The following is a 21,140-nucleotide window of genomic DNA, read 5'->3' as shown; positions in this document are numbered from 1 at the left end:
CTTCAAACATGATACGCACCTATTAAAAATTACTCCTTCCGATCAGCTTGTGAAGGAAGATCCACCGGCCTTAAAACCTGAACATTAAAAAGATGGTCAACATAACAGTCTTTGTTACGAGGCACACAACAAGTACAACGAGGGTATCAACAAATTTGAATATATCCCATACGTTTGCACTTGGTGACAGCAACACTAGTATTACCTAAGTAAGTTAATTTCGTTAGATATTAGATGACGAAAGTATAGGAACATTTTGGTGAGATCGAAAAAATATGGTTAATGGGAAGAAATACATATATTCGCTCATCTGATATATCTAGAAAACGGGACATCAGAATTGGTTATAAGTTGAATGTCCTATTATTTTGTCGATTTATAGCAAAAAAGTAGGAAAAAAGTATTGCTAATTGAGATGGTTTTATTATAGAATAGTTTTAGAAGAGAACAGTTCGATATATGAACTAATCACGAAAGGAGAATGAAGATGAGCACACCAGATGCCAAAAACTTGGTGAATCGATACTTAGATGCATCTTTTCTGGTGACTAAGCAGTTTGATAACCGAATACGTGAACAGGTAGGACAAACGATGACGATAGACCAATTTTGTGCACTTCGTCTAATTGAAGAGAAGCCTTCATGCACACCCTCCGACTTGGCGGAACTTCTTTGTGTAGGGAAGAGTAGCATTACAGCCTTGGTCAACAAATTGGTTGGCAGGGACTTGGTACACCGGGAAGGTGATGAACGTGACCGCCGGGTGATCTATCTGAAACTGACGGATACTGGACGAAAGGTATATAGGGAGACCGAGCGGGAAATTCAGATGCTTCTTGAGCCGTATCTGGTTCATTTTAAACCGGAAGAGGTCCGTAATTTCATTGAATCCTTTGAAAAGCTTGCATCGTTGTTAACACATGAGGGAGGTACGGAGGACAAATGAGAACGATTTTAAAGGCACGATGGTGGTTCATGGGGTTGTGGGTTGTTGTAGCTGCCGTATTGATGGTTACTGCCCCTAATATGAGTGAACTGATCCGAGAAAAGGGACAGTTTACAGTTCCAGAAGGGTACTCTTCAACCCGTGCTGCAGCGATCCTGGATGAAGCTGCTGCGCAAAAAGGAGAACAGCAGGGTAGCCAGATCGCGCTTGTTTTTTATAATCCGGAGGGTCTGGGTACCACGGGGAAACAAGAGGTAGAGAAGGCCGTTAAGCAATTAGAGGAGGACAAGGAAAAGCTGGGCATTCTGTCTATTTTGGAGCCATTTTCTCAGCCCGAGTTGGCAGATAAAATGGTCTCCGCTGATGGGAAAACCATCTTGACAACACTTTCTGTTGATCAAGGAGAGCGCACAATCAAAGAAATGCGTGATGACCTGAACGATGCGTTGAAATCGGTCAACGTAGATCATTACATAACCGGTAAAGGTCTAATCGACGAAGATACAATAGATAGTTCCCAAGCGGGACTCAAAAAATCAGAATATATTACGGTTGTATTTATCTTGCTTATTCTGTTCCTAGTATTCCGTTCGTTTGTAGCGCCATTTATACCGCTGTTAACAGTCGGGATCAGTTACGTTGTATCACAACAGATTGTTGCATTTTTGGTGGATGCGGTCGATTTCCCGATATCCACGTTCACACAGATCTTTATGGTCGCAGTCATGTTCGGAATTGGAACGGATTACTGTATCCTGTTGTTGAGTCGTTATAAGGAAGAGTTGGCACATCATGAGAATACGTGGGATGCCATCATTGCCACCTATCGTACTGCCGGTAAAACGGTATTCTTCTCAGCACTTGCTGTGCTGGTTGGATTCATTGCCATCGGCTTTGCACAGTTTCTACTCTACCGATCAGCGGTGGCGGTCGCAATTGGCGTTGCTGTCATGATGCTTGCCCTGATTACCATCGTACCCTTTTTCATGGCGGTGCTGGGTAAGAAGTTATTCTGGCCATCGAAGGGTTCGCTGGAACATGCCGAAAGCAAAATTTACGGCGCGGCAGGACGCTTCTCCCTGAAACGCCCATGGGCTGCTCTGCTCATCGTTGCAGCGGTCTGTGTGCCTCTTCTAGCAACCTACGATGGTAAATTGTCCTTTAACAGTATGGATGAAATTGGTGAGAAATATGATTCAGTAAAAGCATTCAACATCATCTCCGACAGCTTCGGTCCAGGGGAGTCACTACCAGGTCAAATCGTTATTCAGAACGATGAAGCGATGGATAATGCGAAGTATATGGCCGTTGCTGAGAAAATTAGCCGGGAAGTGGAGAAGGTACCAGGCATCTCTGGTGTCCGCAGTATGACACGACCTACGGGTGACGAGATCAAAGATTTTGAAGTTACACAGCAAGTGGGAACATTATCGGATGGGCTGGGTGAAGGCAAGACGGGTTTGGACAAAATTCGTGATGGTCTGAGTGAAGCCAGTAGTCAGCTAAGTAAAAATGAACCACAGTTAAAAGAAGCTGCCGATGGAGTAGGTGAACTTACCAAAGGAACTACCCAGTTGCAATCGGGTATCACGCAACTCAGTGAGGGACTTGGGCAGATTGAAAAAGGTATTCGAGATGGTTCCGCAGGTGCGGGTGATCTGAAAGCGGGACTTCAGCAAGCCAAAACGAGCGCAGATCAACTTGCGCAGGCAAACAATCAGTTGCTTGAAGCCTATCGTCAGGCGGGAGCAGGAGTCGCTGCATTGGGGGATGGAACCCGGGAACTGGAGCAACAGCTGAACGGGGTTTCAACGGCTTTAACCAGTCTGTCGGAATCCTTCACAGCACTCGAAGAACGTTATCCTGAATTGCAGCAGGATGCGGACTACCAGCGTATCAAAGGTACGATAGGTGAAACAGGTTCTGGTACAGCGCAGCTCGCTCAAGGTTTGGGTCAGATTAAGACCAAACTGGGAGAAGCCGCTGCTGGAATTAATCAGGCGAATGAAGGCTTTGCCTCCGCAGCAGCCGGACAGAAGGCTCTTGCCGATGGTTTGGGCCAGATTGTAACAGGAATAAGCCAGCTTGAGACAGGACTGAAGCAAGCCGCTGATGGTCAAGGAAAAGTTATCAAGGAGATACCTTCCATCCAGAACGGGCTTGGTCAGCTTCAGGGTGGACAGGAGAAAATTCAGCAAGGCTTCACAGATCTGAGTGGTCAGCTGACTCAATTGACAGATGGTTTGAATCAAAGTGTCGATGGTATTAAACAGGTATCTGGTGGACTGGATTCAGCACAGGACTACCTGACACAATTGCAAAATTCACCAGATTCGGATCTGGCAGGCTGGTACGTTCCTGAAGAAGCATTGAGCAGTAAAGACTTCACACAGGTATTTGATACGTATTTGTCTCAAGATCGGAAGACGATGACGATTGATGTTATTTTCGCCGAAAATCCATACGGAACTGAAGCCATTGATCGTGTTCCTGACATTGAGGCGGCAGTACAACGTGCGGTACAAGGTAGTACGCTTGAAAAAGCAGACATCGCCGTAGGTGGAGTTACCAGTACGTTTGCAGATCTGCAGGAGATCTCCAATAAGGACTATACACGTACTGTGATGCTGATGCTAGTGGGCACATTTATTATTCTGATCATATTGCTCCGTTCGGTTATTATGCCACTGTATCTGATCATTTCCTTGTTACTGGCATATTTCACATCAATGGCGATAACCGAAGTGATATTTGTTAATATTCTTGGGTTTGCAGGCATCAGCTGGGTTACTCCGTTCTTCGGATTTGTCATGCTGATTGCACTCGGTGTGGATTATAGCATCTTCCTGATGGACCGTTTCAACGAGAACAAAGGCATGAAAGTACAGGATGCGATGTTGTACGCGATGAAGAACATGGGAACCGTTATTCTATCAGCAGCGGTCATTCTGAGCGGTACATTTGCTGCGATGTATCCATCCGGTGTTCTCTCGATGATGCAAATTGCCACAGTCGTCCTTAGCGGACTGATCTTGTACTCTCTGTTGTTCCTACCATTCTTCATCCCTGTGATGGTGAAGATGTTTGGCCGGGCTAACTGGTGGCCGTTTCCTACTAAGGAACAGGCGGATGTTACTGATCCAGATCGGACTATAGGGTTGTAATTAGTCTAGCTTTACTTTTATATTTCTATTATGAATGGGTAAGTGAAAAACGAAAATAAAAGTAGCCTTAGTCCTGGTTAAATCAGGACTAAGGCTACTTTTCCAATGTTATCGTTATTTTTTACAGGATGTAATACTTTTTTAATCGAATTGAAGTTCTCCAAAGGCGGGGGTGTGAAAATTCTATTAAACTTTGATTCTTAGTTTCTGCAAAGTATTGATTAAGAATATGTGTTACGGTGCAATAGACACACTTTACCACATAGAAAGCGATTCCAAAACCGTGGGGATTATCGCTCTTAATGTAGCAATTTATCTACCAGCAACATATCCCCCATCCACAGCCAAAGCTACACCTGTAATCTGTTTAGCTAGGTTTGAACACAGGAAAACGGCCGCATTGGCTTGATCCTCAGCTGTTTGCAGTTTTCCTGATGGAATACTGGATTTGTAGAAATCAGCCTGATCTGGTGCACTATCTAGCCAACTAAGAATCGGAGTTGCTGTCATTCCCGGGCAAATTGCATTGACACGAATATCATATTTGGCATACTCCATGGCCACACTTCTTGTCATACCAGTTATGGCGAATTTTGTAGTGGAATAGATCGCTTGATTCTGCCCACCAATCAAACCGAAACCGGATGAGGTATTAACAATAGCACCACCTCCTGTTTTTAACATGGCTTGGATTTCGTGTTTTATGGCATAGTAGATTCCGTATAAATTGACTTTGACCAGGCGATCGAAGTCTTCCGAGGAAGATTCAGCTATTGGAGCCGGAGGTAATGTAATTCCTGCATTATTGTGAGCGAAATTCAGTTTTCCAAATTCTGATACAGTAGCATCTACGAGTCCGAGGATATCTTCTTCTGCAGCTACATTACATTTGAAGAAGCTTGCAACGCCTCCCGCGGCCTGAATTAATTGTACGGTTTCTAGACCTGCTTTTTCGTTGATATCTGCTACCATAACTTTTGCACCAGCTTGGGCAAATGCTATTGCGCTTGCACGACCAATTCCAGAGCCTGCTCCGGTCACTAATCCTGCTTGTTCTGTGAAGTTTAAATTTAACATTATTGTGATCCTCCTGTACTTCTTATGATTTTAGTTCTGAATTCAAGTTAGCTTGGAATCATATCATTTCTTAAAGAAGACAGATTAACCCCAAACATATAAATTCATAAATCAGTCACATTTATAATTATAAAATTTTATATATAAAATTTATATAAGCAGAGATAGTCTGATTTGTAGGATAATAGACATATATACACTCATTTGTCGGATGGAGGAGGGGATATTGATGAAAGCTGAACATGATCTACGTGTACTAAAAACACGTGAGCACATAAAAGAGGGGTTCTCCTTATGTGTGATGCAAAAAACATTTCGAGCGGTTACGATAAAAGATATTTCATCAGCTGCCAGGGTAAATAGATCTACATTTTATACTTATTACAGTGACAAGTACGAACTACGTGATGAGCTCGTCCAATCGACACTGGAAGAGCTAAATAGTACAATTCATCTGCCAATGTTCACGTTTGCTACTCAAAATTCTCAGCTGACACATACTCTGATCACTCAGCATCTTATGTATTTATGGAGTCAAAAGGACTGGTATCAGGTGTTATGGAATAAGAATATGGAACTTTGTGTATTTAATGAAATGAAGTCCTTACTGGAAGAAAAAATAAGAAAAAGTTTGGACCAGGGCAATAGAGGTGAAATTTTAGAAAGAACTGAACTTCTTGCTCGGTTATATGCATCTACAGCGATGAGTACCCTGAAGTGGTGGTATGAGATATCACCCACAACATCTGCAGCGGAAGTTGCTGATATTATAAATGATCATTGGAAGTTAGGAATGCAGAGAACTTTTTTTCGAGCTGATGATACCCTAAAGACTAGTTAAGAGGAGGGGAATGATCGCAGACCTTTTCGGATTTTACTTAGCCTCAAGAATAATGAACTTGAATGCTGCTATCTAGATACTCTGTATAGATTAAAAAACTGACGCCAGCGTAGTGCCGATGTCAGTTTTTTTATTTATCTCTGAATCCTTCGAGAAGGATACTTAAATGAAATCCATATTTATTTGTAACTGAATTTTTGTTTTTTGAGCACTTCGCTGGATTTAGGCAGACCTTGTTCGCGAGCAAAATAAGCTGCAACTCCACCGGTCCATGTTTTAGTGGGAAGATAATTCTCTCTGTGTTTCAAGTATTCCGTATACGTTTTTTCGTATTCCTCAATATATGGCAGCTGCTCCGTGTTATATGTTTCTTGATGGAAGAAAGAATTGTAGGGAAGTCGCGGTTTTACATTTGTTTGCTCAGCCGGATGTCCAATAACCAATCCTGCGATTGGAAATACGTACTCGGGTAAACCCAACAATTCTATAATCTCAACTGTACGAGCTCGAATGGCGCCAATAGGTACAACACCAAGACCCATTGATTCAGCGGCAGCTATTGCAAATCCCATTGCAATCCCGACATCCGTTGATCCTACTAACAAAGTATCTACATTGTCTTTAGCTACGAACTCCTGGCCGTTATGTTTAAGAGCTTCACTAATTCTGTAAAAATCCATGTTGAACGATAGAAATACGGGTGCTTCTTCAATCCAGTGCTGACCTCCAGTTAGTTCAGCAATTTTCTTTCTTGTTGAATCATCTCTAACCCCTACGATACTTAGTTGCTGACTGTTACCCCAAGTAGGCCCAGACTGAGCTGCTTTGATGATTGTCTCCAATTGCAGGTCAGTAATATCCTCAGATGTATATTTACGAGTGGATTTATGATTGTTTAATACGGACAGTACTTCGTTCATTTTATATGCCCCTTCGTCTATGGTTATTTTCTTTCCTAATAAAGACTACAATAATATTACTTTCTATAAATCAAAAACGCAATTACTACGATTAATGATACGTAGTATCATTATTCATACGTACTATCATTTATAGTACCATTGACTACTATCGATTTTTTACGTTATCATTGCTGTACTTAACCAATGTACACTAGTAATACTTGATCTCACTATTACAAAAAAAGGTCTAACTTAAGAGGGTGAGGAAACAATTCAATGGAAGAAAAAAAGGATTACGTAGTAAATTGTGCGCTTAATAAAGTGCAAAAAGTAATTGGTGGTAAATGGAAGTTGTTGATTTTATGGTATTTATTAGATCGCCCCAAACGGTTTGGAGAGATTAAACGTGCATTTCCTGACACTACCCAATCTATGCTTACAAAACAACTGCGTGAGCTAGAGGAGGACAATTTGGTGCATAGGGAAGTATTCAAAGAAGTACCTCCTCATGTCGAATACTCCCTAACTAATTTAGGTAAAGGATTCGTTCCTATTCTGGAAAGCATGAATGAGTGGGGTCAACTCAATTTGAACTAGTCATTCTTTTATTAAATCGAGAACGTTAGTACCACCTTTGTAATCTCCTTGAGATATCAGAGGTGGTTTATTTTTGAAGAAGTGCAATGGATTTTAGATATAAGCGAAGCAATCTGGTCGCATTGTAACTAAATAAAAGAAAAAAGCACACAACACATCCTCGTGTAATTGCGGAGTGAAGGGAAGGAATCTGACCGAGAGCTTCCGTATTCCTCTAGGTACTCACAGTAGAGTAGTTAAACTACCCGAGATTCGGGATTTCTGTTAGGGAATTATCTGCTAATACTTTTTACACATGTCAGTGGAGAGCATGAACTGATTGCAGACAAAGATCCTTAGGAAGCATAAATCATTGGTGAGACCAAGAACGTTACTTAATACATTAAGGCTAATACAACACAATTCGGACTTACAGGTGGATACACAGATGTTGTGGCACAAAGACAAGGGGTTTATGTTATGAATGTAGTCGAATTAATCCTTCGCTTGAGATTGTCTTCGTAACAAGGATTTTGACACAGCTTTATGTTCTATACGGATATTCTGGATATGAATGAAGTAGTGATTATGAATGATCTACTCCAGCTCCTCTAAGAGGAGGAATAAAAAAAGTCATACCAGTTGTTAACTGGCATGACCTATTCCATATTATTAGAGATGGAGAAGGTTAAGAGGGGGTCATCCATTCTTCTGGAAAAGAAATAACAACACGGTCAGCATCTGCTTGATTCCCTGTGATTGAAGCCACCACAGATCTAGCTTGTTCATACCCGTTAATTAAGAAAAAGGAGGGAGAGCGACCGAAGCTTTTGGCTCCTATAATATAAAAATTCTCCTCCGGATGTCTTAATTCTCTCTCACCATGTGCAGCCACGACGCCTTTTTTTGCTGCAATCGTGGCAGCTAGCGACCTGGTGCATTCCATGGATGGATCGAGGTCATATCGCAGTTCTCGGAAGAGATGCAGGTCCGGACGGTTACCCGTATTGGCAATGACTATATCAATTTGACCAATCTCTTTCTTCTCATTATTTATAGTGCCTGTAATGGTAAGTTGACCGTCATGGTCCTGATTGATATGTTCGATATCGTAAGGATTCCAAATTTGTAGGATGCTGTTGTTCAACAATTCCTGCAACTGTTCACCTAAACGATAACGAGCTAAAAAACCATGATTTATTTTAGCGTAAGCTTCCTCCGCAGTGGCCTTCCTGTTCAACCAGGTAATTTGAGACGGCGCGAGCTCAGGTTTTCTTTTACGCAGTGAGTTCAATTGGATCAATGAGTTAATCGCCGAATGGCCACTTCCGACGACAACCACATGTTTGTTTTCAAATGAAGATTGATCCTTTCCCAGCACGTCAGGAATGGTGTAGAAGATAGATGATGCCGCTTCACGCTCATTATTGGTCCAAATTCCACTTGAGACAAGCGGATTTGGATTATGCCATACACCTGAAGCATCAATAACAGCTTTGGCTTCAAAGATTCGCATTCCTTCTTGAATTTGAATATGAAGTACAAATGGCTGCTCATTTCTTGTAGTAGATTTCAATTTGTCCATCCGTTTCCTGCTCACGCTTTGAACTTCTGCCTTGACGTAAATATGGGGTTTTATCTGTGGCAGATGACTAAAAGGCGCCAGATATTGCTCAACAAGATCTCTGGCGTAAGGCAGCAGGTTATTTTTGGGTTCATTCCATTCTGTACTGGATCCAAGTAATCGGTTAATGGCAGGGTCCATATTATACATCCAGGGTGAGAACAGGCGAACATGCCCATACTCTTCAAAATGAGTACCGATATGCTCCCCTTTTTCAAACAAAATAAACGATTCCCCTGCTTCTACCAAATGTGCAGCTGCGGCTAATCCAATGGGGCCACCTCCAATGATAGCTACAGGTAAGGAAGACCTCTCCATTTGAACACCTCCATGCTAGTCTGGACTTATTTCTTCTTCGCGGAATCCAAGTAACGGAGGTACTGCTGATAATTCTTATTGCCTCCGGACAGGTTGTATACTTTATCAAACCCCAGATTAATGAGTATGTTCTGTGCTGCATTCCCGGTAGTCCCCTTATTACAATAGGTGATCGTTGGCTTCTTGGAATCCAATGTTCCGGCCTTCTCCCTGAGGTCACTTAGGGGAATATGCTGAGCACCATGAACATGACCTACATTAAATTGCTTCTTGGAGCGTGTATCAATAATTTGATAATCTGCTTCATTACCCACTAGTTCAGAAGGAGATAAGAGGGAACGATCATGACGGATAGCATTATCTAGTGCCATCCCAGTATATAAGACAGGGTCCTTCGTTGTGGAGAAGGGAGGAGCATATCCCAGATCCAGATGAAAGAGATCTTTGACATGAGCTTTAAAATGTAATGCTGTCGCTAGTACGTCCAGGCGTTTGTCGACTCCTTCTTTACCCACGATTTGAGCACCTAATAAACGGCCGCTTGCTCGGTCCGCTATGGCTTTAATCAACAATTCACTGCCATTCATATATTCAGGCTTGGATGGTTTGAGATTGTATAGTACTTCAACGTCCCAGCCATCTGCACGTGCTGCTTTTTCAGTCAGACCCGTTGTGGCAACAGCTAGTTCAAACACGCGGAAAATGCCGGTACCTAGAATTCCTTGAAATTCTAAATCTCCCCCTGTGATCACATCCCCAGCAATCCGGCCTGTTTTGTTTGCTGTGGAACCGAGTGGATGGTAGAACGGCTTCCCAGTAATTGATAAATAACTTTCAGCCGCATCCCCGACTGCGTAGATATGTTCATGACTTGTTTGCATACGCTTGTCCACTTGAATAGCACCTGTCACGCCTAGCGTTAGACCGGCTTGCTTCGCAAGTGTCACGTTAGGTTTAACCCCAGTCGCCAGAATGACCATATCAGCATCGTAACGATGACCACTTGTCGTTTCAACGGCATAAATATGATTAGATTCATCCTTATGGATGTAGCTGACCTCTTCATTCGTATGAACTTCTACACCATTTTGTTGCACGTAGTCCTGTACCCGGAAAGCAACCTCTGGATCAAAAGAAGACATGATTTGACTTCCTCGCTGCAAGAGAGTAGACTGAATCCCTTTTTTCGTAAACTGTTCGACGATCTCCAATCCTATATAGCCTGCACCAATAATTAGGGCTTGTTTCGGCTGGTTGGTTTCAATAAACGAGTCAATTTGCCGCGTGTCCTCCATCGTTCGTACAGGGAAAACATTTGAATATCGGGTATTAAAAACATCCGGAATGACTACATTAGCACCTGTAGCGAGAACCAACTTATCGAATGATTCTTCATGTATTGCTCCACTAGTCAAATCAGTTACAGTTATGGTCTGTTTCACCGGATCAATGGAGTTGACTTCATGGTTAATGTTCATCTGGACGTTGTAGCGTGCTTCAAACCATTTCTTATCACGAGGGATCAGTTCTGATATTTCAGACACTTCATCACCTAAGAAATATGGGATGCCGCATATGGAGTATGAAATATCCGGTCCCTTTTCATAAACAATAATTTCAGCTGATTCATCATTTCTCCTAGCTTTAGCTGCCACGGATGTTCCAGAAGCGACAGAACCTACAATAACAATCTTCATCATTCATCCTCCTTAATTATTATATAAACATATTATCATTCACTTATACAAAAAGAAACCAGATTCATTGCTCTATAGAAGGTGCTGGAGCAGATGACTTAAACAGAACATAAAGCTTAAAGGCTGCTGAGTGTTGCCAATCAAGGGAAGGAGAAACGAAGATATGTTTATTTTGTCATTTTAAGTTTCATACATTCAGAAACCTATGTGTTAAATCATTCCACATTAAGAGGTGAATAATTAAACTCATTTATTAAATAATTTGAAACTGAACCAACTAATAGTGGATTGTATAATACCAATGTCCCTTTCCTTGCGAAGAACATTGGTATATATTATCTAAAATTTAGGGAATGTTTTGGCTGTTCGTAAAATCCTAGCAAGTTCGAGATAGTTGTTTGGTTTAGAGAAGATGAACAATTCAACATTTTGTCTCCAGACCCAAATCCCCATAGGAAGGAGAATAGCAAACAAAACTAAAGGAACAATTTGATCAATTTCTGTCCAATTTAAGTATTTGCTTACTGTTTCATTCCAGAAGGGAAAGATGAAAGCTGTAAAAATAGCAAAAGGAACCCATCCATTTTTTTTAATGGATTCTCCTTCAATGGAATAATAAGCAATGAGATCATCTAGTGCATTATAATCGTAATCATTGTTCTTCAGATAATAGTAAACTTGATCACATCGAATAGAGAAGAGTACCTCTCGATCCAGTTTAAATTTATTTTTACCAATCATAAAAGCTAAATCCTTGTACTGTGATTTGATATGTATACGAGAAGACGAAATGGTAGCTAACATACAACAAAGAGAAATAACCAATAAAGAAACCATAGTTATTCCGTACATAGGGCTTAGATCCGCGTTCCAAAAAGCCATTAACACTCCAGAAACCATGAGTAAAATAATACAAGCCGCTAGTGAGAGTAGAAAAATGCCTTCAAACCATTTTGTACGCTTATTGAATAGCGTATTCTGCAATGTAACATCTTCGAAGCAAATTTTGTACAATTCTCTTTTTAATTTTTGATGTTGAACTGAGTGTCTATACATTTCTATCAACTCTCCTTTATATACCTTATCGGAGAAAGATAATATAAAAATTACTGTTGGAATGAAAGCAAAACAAAAACAATTTAATCGATATCACGATAATTATGTATAAATTATCCGAATGCGGATATAAAAATAGTAATAAAGGATAGGGGAGGATGAAGGATGGATGATAGAGTTGTGGACCAGGAACAGTTCGCATTAGTCACAATACAAGGGATTTGTTTCCGAGATCAATACTACTCTTGTAGAGAAGCCTTGAGGGAACGCTGGTACGAGAAAGCGATGATTAAGGGCTGGATGATAACTATTTCTAAATACAATGTACATGAAGACAAACTGATTCTAAGACCTAATCAAAACAAACCAGATATTATTTGTAGTCGTATCCACGATGTAGAAATCAATACAAAGAATAGGGATGCATACTTTACACAAATGCAACAACTCAAGAGGATGCCACGAAGAAAAAGGCAGAGAAAGGATCGTAACAAGCTGTAGATGTGAGGAGAATATATCTAACTTGCCCATTAGACAAGTTTTTACAAAAAGAGTTAAAAATTCTATTTATCTGTGATATGATGAGGAAAATATACACCATTAGAGGGACACATAACATCAAAGTTATGTGTCTTTTTTTAAGGAGAGTGTGAGAATTGTCAGTTAATAAGACTCACGTTAATCGATTGAAGGATGGACGAGGGCAAGGTAGAGGTGAACAGTATGTTCCTTTCATCCAAGCGAATGACAATAAAGTAGCTTCAGAGGGATGGCTCACCCGTACTTTAGGGTGGCACTCTAATCGGATACACCACACACTCTCAAATTATGAATATCAGTATTTACTTGTTCAGGATTGGTCTGATCAAGTCGTAGATATTAGGGAGCAATACCCTCTAACACCCATTGAAGCTACTCAGAAAATTGCAGCTAGGCTGAATATCAAACATCCTCAACATAAAGGAGAGGATGTAGTTATGTCCACTGATTTTATGCTTACTACGATGAGTGTACATGGTGAGCTTCAGGAGCATCCACGTACCATCAAACCTATTCATAAACTGAACAAAAGAACATTGGAACTATTCGAGATTGAGCGCCAGTACTATAAAGAGTTGAATTTAGGGTGGAAAGTTGTTTTTGATGTTGGGAGGCCTATTTCATTCATACGAAACATTGATTGGTTATACGACGCGAAGCGATTGGAAGGTAGGCCGGGTATGGATCTTGAAGTGGTTAACATGTTAGCAGAACCTCTACTGTATAAACTTCAATCTCTCAGTCGGACAATGTCGATAAGTAAAAAGTGTCTTAACTGTGATAATCAACTGGGTGTAGAACCTGGGACATCGATGTTTATGATAAAACACATGTTAGCTAATAAGAAATGGACAACTTCAATCATGGAACCTATACGAGAGAGTGCGCCTCTTCATATTGAACGTTCAAAAAGTAAATAGGTGGTGTAAATCGTGATTTATATTAACTCTGTTGTTGCTTTTCAAAAGTGTATTTCGGATGACCATGAGGAGATCTCGCTTGAACGGGTTCTCTGGATTTCTCCTGATCAATCATACGTGGTATTAGTAAACATAGACGATAAGCATAAATTACAATTACCCTATTTTCGAGATTATGGAGAACTGCTTCGTTTACTTGAGATGGAGGAAGTGAGTATTTCCTCTTATGAACCGGATCTATTGTTTTTAAATCCTACTGATGAGTATTTAAACAAATATGGAGCTGAGAGAGACCAGAAATTTGAATTAATAAAATCTATTGCGAATAAAGAACCAGAAATTTTCTGGAGCGAATCAAGGGGGAAGCTAATTAGAAGTGAATCAGATCGAACAGGAAAACCACAGAAAACGATTTATCGACTACTGAAAAGGTATTGGTTCTATGGGAAATCAATTAATGGTTTATTACATGACTATAACGATGTAGGGGTCACGGGGGACAATAGAAAAATAAACATAAAAACAGGGCCAAAAACAGAAGACCACAACTTTATTGTGACAGCTAAAGATAAAGAAATATTTAAGTCTGCTATACAAAAATATCATTCGGCATTGAAAATGAATTTAACTGCTACGCACAAACATATGTGTGAAGAGCATTATAATGAAGGATTCTATAGAAAGCATGAGGTTAAGGTCCCTATTATAAATATGACTAACTGTCCATCTATAAAGCAATTCAGATATTGGTATCAAAAAGAGTATAACAAAAAAAGTCGTTTGGCCGCTAAAGTAGGCAACCGAAAAGCAGAGATAAAAGCGAGAGCTTTACTGGGTTCACCTATTGAGGAGATTCATAATCCGGGAGCACTGTATGAAACGGATTCTACACCTGCTGATGTACTTTTACTTTCTTCTGATTATCTTACAGTCATTGGGAGACCTCATGTTTATTTTGTCAAAGATGTAATGAGTCGTTTAATTGCGGGCATGCATATATCTAAAACGAATTCCTGGGTAGAAAGTATGATGGCGTTAGAAAATGCTTCTACGGATAAGGTGGAGTTTTGTGCTAAATATGGAGTGAGCATTAATGAAGAGGATTGGCCATCTAAACATCTTCCTCAAAAGATCGTTGGGGATCGTGGAGAGATGAAGAGCAAGAATTCGAATAATTTAGTGAATTTAAATGTTCGCTTAGCTAATCCTCCTTCGTATCGAGCAGATCTGAAACCATATATCGAACAGCAATTTAGAAACTTTTGTGGACGTGTAAAAGAACTGATACCCGGAGCGGTCCATAAGGAACATCGTGAAAGAGGGGAACTTGATCCTTCCAAAAAGAGTGTCTATACCTTCGAGGTATTTACCAAGATCGTTATTTTATTTGTACTGGAGTATAATCGCAAAGCGCTTAGTGATGATTTTCTAGTAACCAGTGAAATGGCTAGAGATAATGTGGATTTAACACCAATATCCATGTGGAATTGGGGAGCTAAGCGAAGCTTACTCCATGAAGAACCTCGAGAGCTGATTCGATATGTTCTCTTACCTAAAGAAGAGGGAGTTGTAACAAGACGAGGGATTAATGTAAATCAACTAAATTATGCATGTGAGCTTGGGGTTAAGGAAGGTTGGTTCGAAGATGAACAAATAGAGGGTAAACATCAAATTGAAGTTAGCTACGATCCTAGAAATTCCAGTAGTATTTTCATTCGACTCAAAAATGGCTCTATTGTGCAATGCAGTCTAACGGCAAAATTTAAGGAATATGAAGGTATGCATATTGATGATGTGAAATCTATACTAAATTTCAAAAAGAAAAAATTACAAATGGCAAAAAACGAGCGTTACCAAATTGAGTCCGAATTAGATGCTGCTGCTAAATATTTGACTAAGTTGGAAAGAGAAAAAATGAATGAGAAACAAAAGGGAATGCCAAAGTCTAATAGATATAAAAATAAGCGGGCTAAAAGAAAACTAGAGTCTCGTATTACTGGAAGTGAGACTTCTTGGACTGCCCGACGTCAAACGGATGAGAAGGTTTTCACATGTACTGAATCTAAATCAACGTTACAGGAAGATACTTCCAATCCCCCTTTGAGTAAAATGCAACTTTTTCTCTTAAGTAAAAGTAAAGAGAGGCGGTTACCGAATGAACAATAATTCGGATCGATATGTATATCTTAAAGGAAGACAAATAGAGGCAGAGTATTATCCACAAATCATAGATGCATATCAAAATAATCCACTCATAGAAGCTATTCCTCCTAGATTAACTCAAGAGCAACTTTATCAACTTTTATATTCGGTACCCCGATTTACAGGTGATCTATCTCAACTTGATGATGAAGAACGACTAGAACTTGTCCAACAAATTAAACCGATGTATTGGCAACCCCTAGTATCCCATTTCGAAAAATACAGAAATCTATACACAATGATTAAAATTGGATATCAATCTAGAAATCCCATTAGTCCCATGTACCAAAGACAACTTTCCATTGGCTTAGATAAAATATTGTCCGCTGGAACCAATGAATATGGAGAAAATTTAATGGGCAATGTTCAAACAGCTCAACAGATGGCTGATATAGGGTTGAGTGGAATGGGGAAATCTAAATCCTACGAGAGAGTTCTGAGTCTAATACCTCAAGTTATTCACCATACCAGATACAAATCAGACTATTTAGCTTGCAAGCAGGTACTATGGCTTCATATCGAGTGCCCAAGTAATAAATCTGTGGGTGCACTTTGTCGTAATTTCTATTTTGCCGTAGATAAACTCTTAGGCACTTCTTATTATGATGATCTTGCGGAGAAGGATGGTCGAGCTGAGGTGCTGGCGAAAAGAATGTCAAAAGTAGCTGGTCAAATTAATTTAGGTGTGCTTGTTATTGACGAAATCCAACGAATTCATAAAGGACATTCTGGTGGAGAAGCAAAAATGATTGATTTCATCACCGAACTTACCAATTCTATTGGGATACCGATTATTATGATTGGGACATTTAAAGCGTTGTATCTGTTTAAGACATCTTTGGCAAACACAAGGAGGGGGATACCAGATGGTTATGCAGAAAATATAACAGATCGAATGAAGGATGGCGTTGAATGGGATTTGTTTGTACAAGGTCTTTGGGATCTGCAGTACACCAAAAAATTCACTCCTCTTACACCTGAATTAAAGGCAGCGTTGTATTATCATACCTTAGGAATTCCCGATTTTGCAGTGAAACTGTTTATGCATATTCAGTGTCATGCAATATTGTATGAGGAAACAGAATCAATCACTATAGAGATGCTAGAGTCGGTAGCAAGTAAGACTTTCCGACTGGTTCAACCTATATTTGAACGTATACGGGGAGAGGAGAAAGTTGATCCTGATGAATATGAAGATTTGAAGCCCGATTGGATTGTTTTCAAAAAATATATCATGGATGCTCAGCATCGAATAACGATTGACGGTCAACTTTCTGAAGAACACAAGTTAATTTTAATCCAAAATAACCGCAAAGTATTAATTGACCAATTATGTGCCTTTGCAATGAAGATGGGAACTACGTCTGAGAAAGCGATGGCTTTTTCAGAGCAGATTGAATTAGAGAATAGAAATGAAAAAGTCGATGTAGAACTTCTGTATTCCCTGATCGCGCAGAAGGTTCTTGCATATAAAGACTCAGAAACAGAAAATAAAGTAGATCCGATCACAGAAAGTAAACCTCGAAAAGCCAAAATGAAAACTAAAGGAACCTTAGATGCAGATGATATACGTTTCATTTCCTATGGGGCTAATAGACAAGAGAGAACCATTGATGAAGCTCTCAAGCTAGCTGGACTTGTCGCAGCATTTGACGAGTTTGTTGAATTTGCTATTGAGGAGGAACAATAGATGGGGAAGATTATTTATTTCCCACCAACATATCCAGATGAGGACTTCCGTAGTATTCTTCATAGGTATTATTTGAGATCTGCAAAAACATTCACTAAGTGTAAAATGGAACTTTTAGGCGGAAATTCACCAAAAAAGGTGGTGTATCCCATAAATCTTACACAAATAGCACTAGAATTAGGGGTATCAGAAGATTTTACAGATAAGATCATTGAAAATCACACTTTCTTCCCCGTAGTTAAGATTTTTCTCACAAAGATACAACAAGAAAATTTATTACAAGGAATGAAAATATATTCATTAAGAAAAAAACTACTGAACAAAAAATTCAATTCTCAAATCAGTAAAGTGGAAAGATATTGTCCTGAATGCATGTTGGGAGATTTTACTCAGTATCAGATAGTTTATCTTCATAGGATGCATCAATTTGTTTTTCTAAGCCACTGTTTAAAACATGGTGGAGAACTCATTTCTGTATGTACTCATTGCGGAGAACGTTTGGTTCAAAAAGATGGAAAAGAAATGTTAATAAGTCTTAATTGTAACTATTGTAATCATTATATCCCGATAGATAGGGATGTAAGAGTTGAAAATATAGATCAAGGAATACGAGACGATATTGAAACAATAATGAATGAAAAAGAGACAGGAATAAACTTGTTATACTATAAATTTATGATGTGTCTCGGGGCTCGAAATTATATCGATTTTAGAGGAGAGTTTAATTCAGATAAAGACATAATATCCAATTTAACTGAGTTCTACGGTGAAAATTGTTTATCTAAATTTGGTCTATCAGAAGAAAAATTAATTCGGGAGTTTAGGGAAAAACGTTTATTTAACAAAAGTCACATGGGGAATTTTATTGTTATATACATTCTATTGATGCGATTCTTTTCCGGATCAGTACAATCATTTCTAAGTCAAACCGAAATTTATTCAAATAAAATCCCTTTTGGCACGGGTCCTTGGCAATGTTTCAATCCAGTATGTACTTATTATAATAAACCTGTAATTACCAGTATAAAACGCCAAGTACATGAATTAGTCACTGGGAAATTTAAATGTTCATATTGCGGTTGTATCTATATTAAAAAGATGAAATTTAATGAAATGGAGACATCTGAATATGTTATTGAAACATGGGGATCTTTATTTGTACAGAAAGTAATTGAATACTGGGATAAAGGATTAAATTACACAGAAATTAGTGAAGAGCTAGGAATTAAAAAGAGTATATTATACAAATACATGAGGCCTTTTGTTGATTTAAAAAGAAATGCACTTTTAGATAATGAAAAGGATGTCAGATTAGAAGTAGCTTATGCTGAAGCAAATCTTGAAAAAGCAGATAAAGCAGAAAAATACAAAGAGGTTGTCATGGAAACCATAGGGGCACTTGGTCCTGGCACAACTCGATCTCAAATTTCTGTATATACACAAACTCAATTTTCCTGGCTAATGAAGTATGAAAGTGATTGGATGGAGATGCATCTTCCTTCAAAAGAAGCATCTGCTAAAGAGATTAACACTGAAATCTTAGACAGTGAAATTTATGTTGAACTAGAGCGAGCAATTGTTACAATTTATAATGCTAATCCGGTTAGATGGATCGCTAGAGATTCCATTCTTGAACTCCTCCCAAGAATCAGAAGAATCCAGTACAATCGAAACTTGTCCTTACTGCCGCGTAGTAGAGCCCTTCTTGAATCAAATATCGAAACAGATGAAATGTATAAAGTAAGGAATTCTCATATGAGATGAGTTTTTATCCTTTAAGCAATGCAAACAAACATAGGAAGGAAAAAAGAGACCATGATCAACTTTCCTACTCCTTTACCGGATGAATTATTATACAGCATTTTTGCTAGGTACCATGTTAATTCTGGAAATGAAAATAATAGAAAAACATTATTAGATCTATTTTCTAACTCAAATGTTTCTGCTACAACTGCCTACTCTGGTTATCTTCATACGTTAAACACTCACATACCAGGGAGGGCAATACCTATTGTGTATTTATTGGAGCATCACACGCTAATTCCATATTATCGTCCCTTTATTCAAGAAGCTCGATTTAATCGAATATTTTACACGTTGGTACACTCCAATTGTCAATCTATTTATATGTGGCTAGGACTACCTCCAAGCGGAGTAGAAAGGCCTCTTTTTCTTAGGTACTGTGGTCAGTGTGTTTCAGCGGATCGTTTAAAGGTTGGTGTTGCTTACTGGCATCGTTCTCATCAACTAACTGGTGTTTCGGTGTGTATTGAACATCAGTGTTACCTTTTAGATTCTTCGATTCACTATGCACAAAAAGGAAAGAAACATGAGTTTATACCACTAGAATCTATACTTCCAGAAAATATTCCGCTCGCTCTCGAAGGAAGTAATAAGGAAGTTGATATTGCTCAAAGATCTATTGATCTTTTAACAATGACTTATGAGCCACTGGGGCTTGAAGCAGTCAGAAAACACTACTTATACAAGCTTCAAGAGATGGGATTTCTAACTGCTGGAGGAAACATCAGATTTATGGATCTTATTCCCGAGTTGAATTCCTTCTATGGTTCAGCTTATCTTAGAAATCTAGGCAGCCCTCTAGATATAGGTAGCCAGTGTACATGGCTACACAAAATGTTGAGGAAACCTCGGCATGCAACACATCCTTTAAGGCATATTCTAATGCAGTATTTTTTAGATATGAATACTAGGGACCTAGTGGAGAAGAAACAGTACAGTAAGGCTAATGCTTTTGGTAATGGTCCATGGCCCTGCTTAAACAAAGCAGCATCCCACTTTGGGAGCAAAGTAATTGAATCTGTCCGTGTGACAAGGTGTTCGGATACCTCAAAACCTGTTGGCACGTTCCAGTGTAGCTGTGGCTTTATATATTCACGTAGAGGGCCGGATCAATCTGAAACGGATATTTTTCGAGTTGGCAGAATTAAGCAGCTAGGTGCCGAATGGATGGAGAAATTAAATGAATTATCTCTGAATCCTGCTTTGAGCTTACGAGAAAAGGCCAGAAGGTTGGGGGTTGATCCCGGAACCGTCAAAAAATACTTGAATTATTCAGAGTCAGCTAAGGATTGTTCAAGTACTAATCGAAGTATTCGTCACAAACCTAAGCGTCAAAGGAAAAATTATGGTGACAAGAGAGTGCCATACCAACGTGTAGATTGGAAAAAAAGAGATGAAATTTTAGCGCAGAATATTGAAAAAGCAGCTACTACATTGAAATCAAAATACAATCGTCGGATATCGCGTTCAATAATCGTACAAAAGCTTCATTGTACGACGATGATTCACACTAAACGAGAAAAATTACCTCTTAGCCGTGCGAAGCTTGAGCAGGTAATTGAAACAACGGAACAGTATCATGAGCGTAAGCGTTTGATGGGATAATATGAGTCTACAACAATCTAAATGAGCAATGTATGTATTGTCTAGATCTGTTTTTTAATGAAACTCAGATGATAATAACAATATTAGGAGTGAATTAGGTGATATTCGAAATAACTGATGATATGATAGAACAAATTAAAAATTGGGATTCATGTAAACCTATTGATGTTTCAGGGGCG

Annotated in this window: 15 protein-coding genes; 10 read left to right on the top strand and 5 right to left on the bottom strand. The window is 39.3% G+C overall.

Going from position 1 to position 21,140, the window contains the following annotated elements:
- Window positions 1–487: 487 nt before the first annotated feature.
- Together OM416_RS22685 and OM416_RS22680 are read left to right on the top strand one after the other, a co-directional pair.
- The gene (locus OM416_RS22685) at window positions 488–946 is read left to right on the top strand and encodes a MarR family winged helix-turn-helix transcriptional regulator (RefSeq protein ID WP_264933255.1); all 459 of its coding nucleotides are present in this window, start codon (window positions 488–490) and stop codon (window positions 944–946) included.
- On the top strand, window positions 943–4,110 hold the full coding sequence (locus OM416_RS22680; RefSeq protein ID WP_264933254.1) for an MMPL family transporter: 3,168 nt from the start codon (window positions 943–945) through the stop codon (window positions 4,108–4,110). The genes OM416_RS22685 and OM416_RS22680 overlap by 4 nt, the downstream gene beginning before the upstream one ends.
- A gap of 312 nt (window positions 4,111–4,422) precedes the next feature.
- On the opposite strand, the gene OM416_RS22675 is transcribed toward OM416_RS22680, so the two are convergent.
- A complete protein-coding gene (locus tag OM416_RS22675) occupies window positions 4,423–5,187 on the bottom strand; it encodes an SDR family NAD(P)-dependent oxidoreductase (protein ID WP_264933253.1) in 765 nt (254 codons plus the stop codon).
- Between the two features lie 229 nt (window positions 5,188–5,416).
- On the opposite strand from OM416_RS22675, the gene OM416_RS22670 reads away from it, so the two are divergent.
- The gene (locus OM416_RS22670) at window positions 5,417–6,028 is read left to right on the top strand and encodes a TetR/AcrR family transcriptional regulator (RefSeq protein WP_264933252.1); all 612 of its coding nucleotides are present in this window, start codon (window positions 5,417–5,419) and stop codon (window positions 6,026–6,028) included.
- A gap of 179 nt (window positions 6,029–6,207) precedes the next feature.
- On the opposite strand, the gene OM416_RS22665 is transcribed toward OM416_RS22670, so the two are convergent.
- Window positions 6,208–6,948, bottom strand: a complete 741-nt coding sequence (locus OM416_RS22665) for an NADPH-dependent oxidoreductase (protein ID WP_264933251.1) — start codon at window positions 6,946–6,948, stop codon at window positions 6,208–6,210.
- Between the two features lie 258 nt (window positions 6,949–7,206).
- Here OM416_RS22665 and OM416_RS22660 point away from each other — a divergent pair, with 258 nt between their 5' ends.
- The gene (locus OM416_RS22660; RefSeq protein WP_264933250.1) at window positions 7,207–7,527 is read left to right on the top strand and encodes a winged helix-turn-helix transcriptional regulator; all 321 of its coding nucleotides are present in this window, start codon (window positions 7,207–7,209) and stop codon (window positions 7,525–7,527) included.
- A 667-nt stretch (window positions 7,528–8,194) separates the two neighbouring features.
- Here the strand turns inward: OM416_RS22660 and OM416_RS22655 are convergent.
- From OM416_RS22655 to OM416_RS22645, 3 genes are all read right to left on the bottom strand, one after another.
- Window positions 8,195–9,448 (bottom strand): NAD(P)-binding domain-containing protein, encoded by a 1,254-nt coding sequence (locus tag OM416_RS22655; RefSeq protein ID WP_264933249.1) that lies wholly within the window; start codon window positions 9,446–9,448, stop codon window positions 8,195–8,197.
- Between the two features lie 26 nt (window positions 9,449–9,474).
- The gene (locus tag OM416_RS22650; protein ID WP_264933332.1) at window positions 9,475–11,145 is read right to left on the bottom strand and encodes an FAD-dependent oxidoreductase; all 1,671 of its coding nucleotides are present in this window, start codon (window positions 11,143–11,145) and stop codon (window positions 9,475–9,477) included.
- A 339-nt stretch (window positions 11,146–11,484) separates the two neighbouring features.
- Window positions 11,485–12,201 carry a hypothetical protein gene (locus tag OM416_RS22645; RefSeq protein ID WP_264933248.1) on the bottom strand — a complete coding sequence of 239 codons (717 nt, stop codon included), beginning with the start codon at window positions 12,199–12,201 and terminating at the stop codon, window positions 11,485–11,487.
- 165 nt (window positions 12,202–12,366) lie between these two features.
- Here OM416_RS22645 and OM416_RS22640 point away from each other — a divergent pair, with 165 nt between their 5' ends.
- The 6 genes from OM416_RS22640 (at window position 12,367) to OM416_RS22615 (ending at window position 20,961) form a co-directional block, all read left to right on the top strand.
- Window positions 12,367–12,702, top strand: coding sequence for a hypothetical protein (locus OM416_RS22640; protein ID WP_264933247.1), 336 nt, complete (start codon window positions 12,367–12,369; stop codon window positions 12,700–12,702).
- Between the two features lie 155 nt (window positions 12,703–12,857).
- Window positions 12,858–13,661, top strand: a complete 804-nt coding sequence (locus OM416_RS22635) for a TnsA endonuclease C-terminal domain-containing protein (RefSeq protein ID WP_264933245.1) — start codon at window positions 12,858–12,860, stop codon at window positions 13,659–13,661.
- A 12-nt stretch (window positions 13,662–13,673) separates the two neighbouring features.
- On the top strand, window positions 13,674–15,827 hold the full coding sequence (locus OM416_RS22630; RefSeq protein ID WP_264933243.1) for a Mu transposase C-terminal domain-containing protein: 2,154 nt from the start codon (window positions 13,674–13,676) through the stop codon (window positions 15,825–15,827).
- The gene (locus OM416_RS22625) at window positions 15,817–17,553 is read left to right on the top strand and encodes an ATP-binding protein (protein ID WP_264933241.1); all 1,737 of its coding nucleotides are present in this window, start codon (window positions 15,817–15,819) and stop codon (window positions 17,551–17,553) included. The genes OM416_RS22630 and OM416_RS22625 overlap by 11 nt, the downstream gene beginning before the upstream one ends.
- Complete coding sequence (locus tag OM416_RS22620) at window positions 17,554–19,317, top strand: TnsD family transposase (RefSeq protein ID WP_264933239.1); 1,764 nt, start codon at window positions 17,554–17,556, stop codon at window positions 19,315–19,317.
- A gap of 51 nt (window positions 19,318–19,368) precedes the next feature.
- Window positions 19,369–20,961, top strand: coding sequence for a TnsD family Tn7-like transposition protein (locus OM416_RS22615; RefSeq protein WP_264933236.1), 1,593 nt, complete (start codon window positions 19,369–19,371; stop codon window positions 20,959–20,961).
- The last annotated feature ends 179 nt before the right edge of the window (window positions 20,962–21,140 follow it).

The organism is Paenibacillus sp. LS1 (assembly GCF_026013365.1).
In the GTDB taxonomy this organism is placed as follows: domain Bacteria; phylum Bacillota; class Bacilli; order Paenibacillales; family Paenibacillaceae; genus Paenibacillus.
This window is presented reverse-complemented; position numbering and strand designations above follow the sequence as displayed.

What these genes read in the sequence shown, in the direction of transcription:
- OM416_RS22655 (WP_264933249.1), bottom strand. Translation starts at nt 9,448, where the DNA reads ATGGAGAGGTCTTCCTTACCTGTAGCTATCATTGGAGGTGGCCCCATT.
- OM416_RS22660 (WP_264933250.1), top strand. Translation starts at nt 7,207, where the DNA reads ATGGAAGAAAAAAAGGATTACGTAGTAAATTGTGCGCTTAATAAAGTG.
- OM416_RS22650 (WP_264933332.1), bottom strand. Translation starts at nt 11,145, where the DNA reads ATGAAGATTGTTATTGTAGGTTCTGTCGCTTCTGGAACATCCGTGGCA.
- OM416_RS22620 (WP_264933239.1), top strand. Translation starts at nt 17,554, where the DNA reads ATGGGGAAGATTATTTATTTCCCACCAACATATCCAGATGAGGACTTC.
- OM416_RS22680 (WP_264933254.1), top strand. Translation starts at nt 943, where the DNA reads ATGAGAACGATTTTAAAGGCACGATGGTGGTTCATGGGGTTGTGGGTT.
- OM416_RS22645 (WP_264933248.1), bottom strand. Translation starts at nt 12,201, where the DNA reads ATGTATAGACACTCAGTTCAACATCAAAAATTAAAAAGAGAATTGTAC.
- OM416_RS22675 (WP_264933253.1), bottom strand. Translation starts at nt 5,187, where the DNA reads ATGTTAAATTTAAACTTCACAGAACAAGCAGGATTAGTGACCGGAGCA.
- OM416_RS22670 (WP_264933252.1), top strand. Translation starts at nt 5,417, where the DNA reads ATGAAAGCTGAACATGATCTACGTGTACTAAAAACACGTGAGCACATA.
- OM416_RS22665 (WP_264933251.1), bottom strand. Translation starts at nt 6,948, where the DNA reads ATGAACGAAGTACTGTCCGTATTAAACAATCATAAATCCACTCGTAAA.
- OM416_RS22685 (WP_264933255.1), top strand. Translation starts at nt 488, where the DNA reads ATGAGCACACCAGATGCCAAAAACTTGGTGAATCGATACTTAGATGCA.
- OM416_RS22625 (WP_264933241.1), top strand. Translation starts at nt 15,817, where the DNA reads ATGAACAATAATTCGGATCGATATGTATATCTTAAAGGAAGACAAATA.
- OM416_RS22615 (WP_264933236.1), top strand. Translation starts at nt 19,369, where the DNA reads ATGATCAACTTTCCTACTCCTTTACCGGATGAATTATTATACAGCATT.
- OM416_RS22640 (WP_264933247.1), top strand. Translation starts at nt 12,367, where the DNA reads ATGGATGATAGAGTTGTGGACCAGGAACAGTTCGCATTAGTCACAATA.